Origin of the sequence: Paraburkholderia sp. Ac-20336 (genome assembly GCF_017105025.1) — a bacterium.
Taxonomy (GTDB): domain Bacteria; phylum Pseudomonadota; class Gammaproteobacteria; order Burkholderiales; family Burkholderiaceae; genus Paraburkholderia.
Genome location: NZ_JAAGPS010000185.1, coordinates 1 through 9,614 on the forward strand (window position 1 = coordinate 1; position 9,614 = coordinate 9,614).

Genomic DNA, 9,614 nt, shown 5'->3' on the forward strand with positions numbered 1-9,614 from the left:
TGAAAGCAGCGGACGACATCGAAATATTTTTCATGTTTTGCTTTAGGAGACTTCCCTATCCCTTTGATGTTACTCGACTTTACACTCAAGCGCCGACCGGCGCCGGAATCCCGAACAGCCTGAAGAAGTTTTGCGTGGTCGCGGCGGCCAGCGCCTCGTCCGACATCTCGCGTTGCTGCGCGATGAAGCGTCCGACATAACTTACGTACGCAGGTTCATTGGGTTTGCCGCGATACGGCACCGGCGCGAGATACGGCGAGTCGGTTTCGATCAGCAGGCGCGCGAGCGGCACGCGGCGCGCGACGTCCTGCACCTCGGTCGCGTTCTTGAACGTGACGATGCCCGACAGCGAGATGTAAAAATTCTGCGCGAGCGCCTGCTCGGCGATGGCCCACGGCTCGGTAAAGCAATGCATGACGCCGCCCGTCTCGCCCGCGCGCTCCTCGGCCATGATGCGCAGCGTATCTTCCGACGACGAGCGCGTGTGGATAATCAGCGGCTTCTTCGTCGCGTGCGCGGCGCGGATGTGCGTGCGAAAGCGCTCGCGCTGCCACTCCATGTCGGCGATCGAGCGGCCTTCGAGGCGGTAATAGTCGAGCCCCGTCTCGCCGATCGCCACGACTTTCGGATGCGCGGCCAGCTCGACCAGTTCGGCCACGCTCGGCTCGCGCATGTCCTCGTGATCGGGATGCACGCCGACCGACGCGTAGACGTTGTCGTGGCGCGCGGCGATCTCCAACACGGACGGCAGCGTTTCCAGGTCCACCGACACGCACAGCGCGTGCGTGACCGAATGGCTGCGCATGTTTTCGAGGATTTGCGGCAGACGGTCCGCGAGTCCTTCGAAGTTGATGTGGCAGTGCGAGTCGACAAACATGATGAGGTCCTGCGAAAAAATGGGCTGGTGAGCTGACCGGCGGACGGGCGGACGATCAGGTAGCCAGGACATGGCGCGGCCGCGGCCGGCTGCGGAGCCTTGCCCGGTTGCACGCCTCGCTCGCCCGTCCCGCTGGCTTTGCCTAGCCGGCCTGCGCGAGGCGCTTGCCGAGAATCACCAGATCGCGCTCGACGCCGTCGAGCACCGCGACGCGCGGCAGCGAGCCCCACACGTCGAAGCCAAAGCCGCGGAAAAGCCGCATGCTCGCCTCATTGTGACCGAAGACGAAACCGAGCACCGTGTCGATGCCGAGGCCCGGCGCCGCTTCGAGCGACGCGGCCAGCAACTGTTTGCCGAGCCCCTGGCCGCGCGCGCTTTCGTCGAGATAGATGCTGACCTCGGCGGTGCGCTGGTAGGCCGGGCGGCCGTAGAAATCCGAAAAGCTCAGCCACGCGATCACGCGGCCCGGCGCGCGCGGATCTTCGACGACCCACAGCGGACGTTTCTGCGGGCCATGCGCGTGAAACCACGCGAGCCGGCTTTCGACGCTGACCGGTTCGAGGTCGGCGGTGACTTGCCGCGACGCGACGGTCGAGTTGTAGATGGCGACGATCGCGGGCAGATCGTCGAGCGTGGCGTCGCGGTAGGAAAGGCTCATGGTGCGTTGGCTTGAAACGTTGACGTGGAGACGGGAAAACGAGGCAACAAAGGCAAAAAGGGTGTTATGCGAACAGCGCGCGATAGCCGATAAACAGTTCCTCGAACACGAGGCGCGCATTCAGCGGATGGTTTTCGACCGCGCGCTGGCGCGTCACACTGCGCAGAAAGCGCGCGAACGCATTGGCCTCGGCCTGCGACGCGCACTGCGCAAGCGCCGCCGACGCCTGCGGGAAATAACGCGGCGCACCGGCCGTGCGCTGCGCGAGCAGATCGTACATCCAGCGTTGCAGCCAGCCGAGCACGAGCGGCACCGGCAGCTTCTGCAGCGCCTCGCCGCAGGCGAACGCGTCGCACCCGGCGCCGGCCGCCAGTTGCTTCAAAGTCCAGTCGCGCAGCGGACGGTTTTCGTCGCTGGCGAGCGCGAGCGCCGCGAGCGGCGCCCCGCCGGCTTCGGCGAGCAATGCCGGCGCATCGGCCACGCCTTGCACGGCGAGCCACTGCGTGGCCGCCTCGGGCGCGGGCACGCTCATTGGCCATTGGCGGCAGCGGCTGATGATGGTCGGCAAAAGCCGGTCGATGCGCGCCGACACCATCAGGAATACGACCCCCGCGGGCGGTTCCTCGAGCGTCTTCAGCAAGGCATTGGCAGCCGCGACGTTGAGCGCTTCGGCCGGATACAGCACGACGACGCGTGCGCCGCCGCGGTGCGAACCGACCCCGACGAAATCGAGCAGACCGCGAATCTGCTCGATCTTGATTTCCTTGCTCGGCGTACGGGTCTTCTTGCCTTCGTCTGCGTCGGCCTTGTCGGCTTTCTCGTCGGCGGCATTGGCGGTGTTGGCCGGGCCGGCTTCGGCGGCAAGCGCTTCCGGCACGACGATGCGGTAATCGGGATGATTGCCCTGCGCGAACCAGTTGCAGGCCACACAGGCGCCGCACGGCTCGCCGTTGGCCTGCTGCGCCTCGCACAACAGCCCCTGGGCGAGGTGCTGCGCGAAACGCAGCTTGCCGATGCCCGCCTGGCCATGCAGCAGCAACGCGTGCGGCCAGTGGCCGCGCAGCTGCTGCAGGCGGTTCCAGTCATCGGCTTGCCACGGATAGATCATCGTTTCTCTTTTTGAATCAGTGGGTTGACAGCGCTTCCCGAGATTTGTCCTCAAATACGGTACGCGCTCGCACAACGTTATAAGCTTGAAATTATATTCTTTAAAAATCAAAGAACTGCAATCAATTCCTCAAGCTGTTTCTGGATACGCGCGATGCTTTGCGACGAATCGATGATAGCGAAACGGTACGGCGCCTCTTCCGCGCGGCGCATGTATTCGGCGCGCGTGCGCTCGAAAAACGCCGCCGATTCGCTCTCGAAGCGATCCGGATTGCGCGCCGCGCTGCGCCGCTCGTTCGCGACGGCGGGCGGCAGGTCGAACAGCACCGTGAGGTCGGGCTGAAAACCGCCCTGCACCCAGCGCTCGAGCGCTTCCAGCTTGTCGCGCGGCAAGCCGCGGCCGCCGCCCTGGTAGGCGAAGGTCGCATCGGTGAAACGGTCCGACAGCACCCAGTCGCCGCGCGCGAGCGCCGGCTCGATCACCTCGGCCAGATGCTGGCGGCGCAGCGCGAACATCAGCAGCGCCTCGGTTTCGAGGTCCATCTTCTGATGCAGCACGATCTCGCGAATCTGCTCGCCAAGCGGCGTGCCGCCCGGCTCGCGCGTCATGACGACCGAGCGGCCGGTCGCCGCAATCCTGGCCTCGAGCCGTTCGCGGAACCAGCCCAGATGGGTGGTCTTGCCCGCACCGTCGATGCCTTCAAACGTAATGAATTTGCCGCGCGCCATCATTGTCCTCGAATGTATTTGTCCACGGCCTTGTTGTGCTCGCCGAGCGTGTCAGAAAAAATGCTGCTGCCGTCGCCGCGCGATACGAAGTACAGCGCGTTGCTTTGCGCCGGATTCAGGGCCGCCTGCAGCGACGCGACGCCCGGCAGCGAAATCGGCGTGGGCGGCAGGCCCATGCGGGTGTAGGTATTGTAGGGAGTGTCGGTCTGCAGGTCTTTTTTCCTGATGTGGCCGGTGTAGCTCTCGCCCATTCCGTAAATTACGCTCGGGTCGGTCTGCAGCGGCATGCCCGCGCGCAGGCGGTTCGCGAATACCGCAGCGACGAGCGGCCGGTCGCCCGGCTTGCCGGTTTCCTTTTCGATGATCGAGGCCATCGTCAGCGCATCGTACGGCGTCTTGTAGGGCAGATTCGGCGCGCGCGCGAGCCACGCCTCGTCGAGACGCACGTGCATCAGACGGTACGCGCGGCGGTAGATGTCGAGGTCGCTCGTGTTCTTGTCGAACAGATAGGTGTCGGGGAAAAAGAGCCCTTCGCCGTTGCCGATCGACGCCTCCGGCGCGCCGATCGCGCTCATCAGGTCGGCGTCGCTCATGCCGGCCGTGTCGTGCCTGAGCGCGGGATTCGCGTCGAGCTCGGCGCGCATGCGCTTGAAGGTCCAGCCCTCGATGATCGTCGCCACGTATTCGTTGACGTCGCCGCGTGCGATTTTCTGCAGCACCTCGTAGGGCGTGACGCCGCTCTTGAACTCGTAGTTGCCCGATTTCAGTTCGCTTTGCAGGCCGAGCACGCGCGTCATCGCGATAAACAGCTCGGGTTCGAGCGGCACGCCGCCGCGCTTGAGTTGCAACGTGACGCTGCGCAGGCTGCTATGCGGTTTGACGGTGACGTCGAGTTGCGCCGGGTTCAGTTCGAGCGGGCTCGTGGCCCAGTGATATCCAGCGGCGACGGCCGCCGCGGCCAGCACAACGACGACTGCGCCGGCAATGAAGCATTTCTTCAGAAGGGACACGTCAGGACAGAATTAGCGTTTAGATTGCAACGAACTGATTTTCAACGGGAAAGCCTCGCGCCGATCGGCATGGAGACTGCGCCGTCTTGCGGCCCTTGCGGGTTTTTTCGGTCCGTATTGGCCCGTATTGTATAGAGGTGGACACGAGATAGTCACAGCCGCGGCCCCGGAGTCACTGTACCACCTCGACGCCAGGCGACCCGAAGTGACCCGAATCGACAAGCTATCACGCGAAGCCGACGCCTGGAAGCGCAAGCGCAAGGCGGCTCTGCCTGCCGATCCAGCCGACGGAGCCGGCTCGAAGCCGATGCATTGCCCCGCGTTTCCCGGGTTGACGCGTTTCGAGACCGCGAGAATATCGGCGCAACGAATCCAACCTGAAACAGTTTCCTTCTCAAAAAAATACGCCGATACAATGCGTCCGCCTATCACATCTGACTATTCGGAATTTGGCACCGAATGGTCAATCCGGGGAACCGATGCTTCAATGCTCATTCAAATTGAATGGTAAGCCGATGAGCGAATTAAAAATCGGTGCTTTATCGTTTCCGGCTTTTTCCGGCCAGGAAAATGACATCAATCAACCTGCTCTCATGTGTACGCCGGGATATGGTGCCATTCCCATCGCCCGCTACTACATTTTTGATCGGCAGTCGGGCGGCCTCCTCGGTCCGCTAAAGGAGCGGCTTGACCTGAATGGCAATAAAAAGGGCGAATGGTATTCGCTCTATGCCATCGACGGGAATATCGACGACGAGGTTATCTGCAATGGCATCGTTCGCGGCCAGTTCAGGCTGCACCCGAAAGGAAGACTGGAGAGAAGCGAGGGTTGCGTAACGATTGAACGGCTGACTGACTGGAATCGTATCCGCTCTATATTTACCGACACGCCGAAAATACCCATTGCCGGGTTGCGGCTTAAAGCATATGGCGAATTGATTGTGGCATGAAAAGGATTCTGATCTTTCTCGCCGTCGGCCCATGCCTCGCGCTGGCCATCTTTGCCAATGCAATATGGTGGATCATGCATCCGGATACGCCTTTGAATTTTTCAAATCCGGTATGGAACTGGCTGGTTTCCGTATACGGCGTTAAAACGGCTTATCAGAAATCCGATCTGGCCTTTCTGGTTTCGTCGGCTGGAATCGTACTCGGGTTCGCTGCGGCTATACTGATTTTCCGACGGCGCAGGGATGCTGAGAAAAGACGTTGAAACTCGTTCCTTTCGCACCAGTAAAGAAGTTGGCGGAGTCGGTGCAGGCTGCCATCCAGGAAGTGCGGCAAGCGCGACGAGCATGGGTGTGAAGCAGACACGCGAAACGTGGCAAGGTTGGACCGAATATAATAAGTCACAACTGACTTAGCTCGGAATCCATGAACACATCGCTCGGTAACGCCGCAGGTACTTCCTCGACTGCTCCAACCACGCCGAACCCGGCCGCATCCATCACCCTGCCGCTGCCGCCGCGCCCCTCCGCCGACGAGTTCGCCGCCGTGCTCGAACACGGCGCCTATATGCCGCTCACGCAGTTCGGCGTGATCGACGTCACCGGCGACGACGCGGCCAGCTTCCTGCACGGCCAGCTCACCAACGACGTCCAGCATCTCGATGCCGCTCACGCGCGCCTCGCCGGCTACTGTTCGGCGAAGGGGCGCCTGCTCGCGTCGTTCCTCAGCTGGCGCAGCGGCGACACGATCCGCCTACTGGTGTCGAAGGACGTGCAGGCGGCCGTGCAGAAGCGTCTGTCGATGTTCGTGCTGCGCGCGAAGGCGAAGCTCGCCGACGCGAGCGGCGAACTCGCGGTGGTCGGCCTCGCGGGCGACGTGCGCGGCGCGCTCTCCGGTGTGTTCGACGCGCTGCCCGACGGCGTGCACGTGCAGGTCGACGGCACGGCGGGTTCGCTGATCCGCGTGCCGGATGCGCTGGAACGCCTGCGCTATCTGTGGATCGGCCCGAAGGCGCAGGTCGAGGCGTTGCTGCCCGCGCTCGACGGCACGCTCCAGCGCGTCTCGCCGGCGGTGTGGGACTGGCTCGATATCCGCGCGGGCGAGCCGCGCATCACGCAGCCGGTCGTCGAGCAGTTTGTGCCACAAATGGTTAACTTCGACGTGCTCGGCGCGGTCAATTTCCGCAAAGGCTGCTATCCGGGCCAGGAAGTGGTCGCGCGCAGCCAGTATCGCGGCACGATCAAGCGGCGCACGTCGCTCGCGCACGTGGACGGCGAACTGGAAACGGTGCGCCCCGGCGCGGAACTGTTCCATTCGGACGATCCGGGCCAGCCATGCGGGATGATCGTGAACGCGGCGGCGGCGCGGGAAGGCGGCGTCGATCTGCTCGTCGAGATCAAGCTCGCGGCGCTCGACAACGGCACCGTGCATCTCGGCTCGGCCGATGGCCCGGCGCTGCGCTTTATCGCGCTGCCGTACGGTTTGCCGACCGAGGTGTGAGCGGCGGCGGATGCGATGAAAAGCGGCGCTCAATGGAGCGCCGTCTTTTATCGGCCGTCGGCTGGTTTGTCCGCCAGGCCTCACCGGTTACCGTGATCGGCTGTTCTAGCCGCCCGACTCGCCCACTTCACCCGACAGCGCTTCACCCGACTTGCCTGACCTCGTCCGCCTTGCGCGGCCGCTCGCCTGCGGCAAACCCGCCGCCCCTGCTCTCACCGGGAGACGCCCCCGATGTGCCTGATCGTTTTCGACTGGCGACCCGACGCGGTCGATGGCCCGCTCTTCACGCTCGCGGCAAATCGCGACGAGTTCTTCCGCCGCACGGCCGAGCCGCTCGGCTGGTGGCATGACGCGCCGGGCGTGCTGGCGGGCCGCGATCTGGTGGGTGGTGGCACGTGGCTCGGCATGTCGCGCGACGGCCGCTTCGCCGCGCTGACCAATTACCGCGCGCCGGCCGAGATGCGCGCCGACGCGCCCACGCGCGGCACGCTCGTCAGCGACTGGGTGAGCGACGCCGCGCGAGACCGCAGCGGCGATCCGCATGAAACGCCGCTCGACTATCTCCGCCACGTCGCACAAGACGGCGACATCTACAACGGCTTCAACCTGCTCGTCGGCGACTGGACGCGCCGCGAGCTCGCCTGGTACTGCAACCGCGGCGGCGCTCACAGCGGCCCCGCGCTGCTCGCGCCGGGCACGCACGGCATCTCGAACGCCGTACTCGATACCGCGTGGCCGAAGCTCGTCAGAAAGCGCGCGGAGCTCGGCGCATTGCTCACGCGCGAGGCAGCGCCGCCGCTTGAACGTCTGATCGATCTGATGCGCGATCCGCGTCTCGCCCGCGACGACGAACTGCCGTCCACCGGCATTCCGCTCGAACGCGAGCGGGCGCTGTCGGCGGCGTTTATCGAATCGCCCGAATACGGCACGCGCGGCACGACCGCGCTGCGCGTCGCCGCCTATGGCGGGGTGATCGGCGTGGCGGTGGCCGAGCGCAGCGACGACAACGGTTCGCACCGCATCGTGCGGCCCGGCGATTTCGAACGCAGCTTCGCGTTCAACGTCGAGCGGGCGAGCTAGAAGACCGCGCCCTCACCCGACGCCAAACGCCGCGCGCAGTGCCGCCGCGGCATCCGCGTGCGCCTGCGCGACCTCGGGCACAAAGCCGCCCATCTTGAAGAACTCGTGGATCATGCCCGCGTAGCGCCTGAGCGTGACCGGATTGCCGAGCGCGCGCAGTTTCTCCGCGTATGCGTCGCCCTCGTCGCTGAGCGGATCGTATTCGGCGGTCGCGATCCACGCGGGCGCGACGCGCCGAAAATCGGGTGCGCCGCGCGTGCCGTCGAGCGGCGCGAAACGCCAGTCGTCACGATCGCCGGCGTCGCGCAGATACTGCTCGAAGAACCATTGAATCGTCTCGCCCGACAGCAGAAAGCCATCGGCAAGACGCGCATGCGAGTCGGTCTGCTGATGGCCGGTCGTGCCCGGATAGATCAGCAATTGCAGCGCGAGCGCCATGCCCGCGTCGCGGGCGAGCACCGCGCAGACCGTCGCGAGCGTGCCGCCCGCGCTATCGCCGCCGACCGCGAGCCGATCCGCGTCGAGCGCGAATTCGCCGGCGTGTGCGTGCAGCCAGCGCAGCGCGTCGAACGCGTCTTCGACCGCCGTGGGGAATCGGTGCTCGGGCGCGAGCCGGTAGTCGACCGACAGCACCGCGCAGCGGCCGTCGCGCGCGAACATCCGGCATAGCGCGTCGTGCGTGTCGACGCTGCCGACCGTGAAGCCGCCGCCGTGGTAGTAGACGAACGCGGGCAGCGGCTCGGCCCAGCCCGGCTCGACCGGGTAATAGAGACGCGCGCGGATCGTCGCGCCATCGCGCATCGGCACGCGCAGGTCCTCGACCGAAAACATCGGCGCGCTCGCGATCTCGAGAATCGGCGCGCTTTTCTCGTAGGACGCGCGCGCGGCCTGCGCGCTCATCTGGTGATAATGCGGGCGCCTGGCCCGCGCGATCATGTCGAGCACCTGCTCGATCTTCGGATTCAACGGCATGGTTTGGGCAACGTGATGCGCGCCGAGCGCCGGCGGCGCAAATGCGTCAAAAGGTTAATCCGCGTTCTTCACTTCCGGCTTCAGCGACATCGGATCGGACGGCTCGCGCAATTGTTCGATATCTTCGTGACGCAGCTTCACGGTCGCCATGATGCCGGGATGCGTGACGATATAGAAACGCCGCGCGGCAATCGCCTCGAACGCGAGGTCGGCAACATCGGCGGCGGACAGCTTGCCCGACTGCACCGCGCGCTGCAACTGCTTGCCCGCCGCGATCTGCGAGCGGGTCGGCCGACCCGCGTTGCGCAGCCCGGCCGGGCGCGCGCGCTCGGCATCGGCGATGCCGGTCGGCACGAAGGCCGGACACAGCAACGAACAGCCAACCTCGCCAACCTCGCCAGCCGTGCCCGCCTGCGCGAGCCGCAGGTCGTGATAAAGCGTCTCGGTCAGCGACACGACCGCGTGCTTCGACGCGTTGTAGATGCCCATCGCGGGCGGCGACAGCAGCCCCGCCACCGACGCCGTGTTGACGATATGCGCGGGCTCCTTCTGCGCGAGCATGATCGGCGTGAAGACGCGCACGCCGTGCGCGACGCCCATCACGTTGACGCCGAACACCCACGACCAGTCGTTCGCGCTGCTTTCCCACAGGAAGCCGCCCGAGCCCACGCCCGCGTTGTTAAAGAGCAGATGCACCTTGCCGAACGCGGCGAGCGCGGCCTCGGCCAGCGCT

At 65.1% G+C, this 9,614-nt stretch carries 12 protein-coding genes; 5 read left to right on the forward strand and 7 right to left on the reverse strand.

Going from position 1 to position 9,614, the window contains the following annotated elements:
* Positions 1–85 precede the first annotated feature (85 nt).
* From GXB81_RS28995 to mltG, 5 genes are all read right to left on the reverse strand, one after another.
* On the reverse strand, positions 86–877 hold the full coding sequence (locus tag GXB81_RS28995) for a TatD family hydrolase (RefSeq protein WP_167282858.1): 792 nt from the start codon (positions 875–877) through the stop codon (positions 86–88).
* A 142-nt stretch (positions 878–1,019) separates the two neighbouring features.
* Positions 1,020–1,535, reverse strand: coding sequence for a GNAT family N-acetyltransferase (locus tag GXB81_RS29000; protein WP_167038219.1), 516 nt, complete (start codon positions 1,533–1,535; stop codon positions 1,020–1,022).
* Positions 1,536–1,599: 64 nt separating this feature from the next.
* Entirely contained in the window at positions 1,600–2,643 is a 1,044-nt protein-coding gene (locus GXB81_RS29005; RefSeq protein ID WP_205991012.1) for a DNA polymerase III subunit delta', read from the reverse strand.
* A gap of 107 nt (positions 2,644–2,750) precedes the next feature.
* Complete coding sequence (tmk, locus tag GXB81_RS29010; RefSeq protein ID WP_205991020.1) at positions 2,751–3,371, reverse strand: dTMP kinase; 621 nt, start codon at positions 3,369–3,371, stop codon at positions 2,751–2,753.
* Positions 3,371–4,381 carry an endolytic transglycosylase MltG gene (gene mltG / locus GXB81_RS29015; protein WP_205991013.1) on the reverse strand — a complete coding sequence of 337 codons (1,011 nt, stop codon included), beginning with the start codon at positions 4,379–4,381 and terminating at the stop codon, positions 3,371–3,373. The genes tmk and mltG overlap by 1 nt, the downstream gene beginning before the upstream one ends.
* Before the next feature lie 205 nt (positions 4,382–4,586).
* Between mltG and GXB81_RS29020 the strand changes: the two genes are divergently transcribed.
* From GXB81_RS29020 to GXB81_RS29040, 5 genes are all read left to right on the forward strand, one after another.
* Positions 4,587–4,892 carry a hypothetical protein gene (locus tag GXB81_RS29020; RefSeq protein WP_205991014.1) on the forward strand — a complete coding sequence of 102 codons (306 nt, stop codon included), beginning with the start codon at positions 4,587–4,589 and terminating at the stop codon, positions 4,890–4,892.
* A 4-nt stretch (positions 4,893–4,896) separates the two neighbouring features.
* Positions 4,897–5,331 carry a DUF2778 domain-containing protein gene (locus tag GXB81_RS29025; RefSeq protein WP_241016568.1) on the forward strand — a complete coding sequence of 145 codons (435 nt, stop codon included), beginning with the start codon at positions 4,897–4,899 and terminating at the stop codon, positions 5,329–5,331.
* The gene (locus tag GXB81_RS29030) at positions 5,328–5,594 is read left to right on the forward strand and encodes a hypothetical protein (protein ID WP_167282866.1); all 267 of its coding nucleotides are present in this window, start codon (positions 5,328–5,330) and stop codon (positions 5,592–5,594) included. Before GXB81_RS29025 ends, GXB81_RS29030 begins: the two co-directional genes overlap by 4 nt.
* 161 nt (positions 5,595–5,755) lie before the next feature.
* Positions 5,756–6,829 carry a folate-binding protein YgfZ gene (locus GXB81_RS29035; protein WP_205991016.1) on the forward strand — a complete coding sequence of 358 codons (1,074 nt, stop codon included), beginning with the start codon at positions 5,756–5,758 and terminating at the stop codon, positions 6,827–6,829.
* A 231-nt stretch (positions 6,830–7,060) separates the two neighbouring features.
* The gene (locus GXB81_RS29040; RefSeq protein ID WP_205991017.1) at positions 7,061–7,909 is read left to right on the forward strand and encodes an NRDE family protein; all 849 of its coding nucleotides are present in this window, start codon (positions 7,061–7,063) and stop codon (positions 7,907–7,909) included.
* Positions 7,910–7,921: 12 nt separating this feature from the next.
* Here GXB81_RS29040 and GXB81_RS29045 read toward each other — a convergent pair whose 3' ends face one another.
* Together GXB81_RS29045 and GXB81_RS29050 are read right to left on the reverse strand one after the other, a co-directional pair.
* Positions 7,922–8,881 carry an alpha/beta hydrolase gene (locus tag GXB81_RS29045; RefSeq protein ID WP_205991018.1) on the reverse strand — a complete coding sequence of 320 codons (960 nt, stop codon included), beginning with the start codon at positions 8,879–8,881 and terminating at the stop codon, positions 7,922–7,924.
* Positions 8,882–8,935: 54 nt separating this feature from the next.
* Positions 8,936–9,614: SDR family NAD(P)-dependent oxidoreductase (locus GXB81_RS29050; RefSeq protein WP_205991019.1), on the reverse strand; the 679-nt coding region annotated here is incomplete at its 5' end.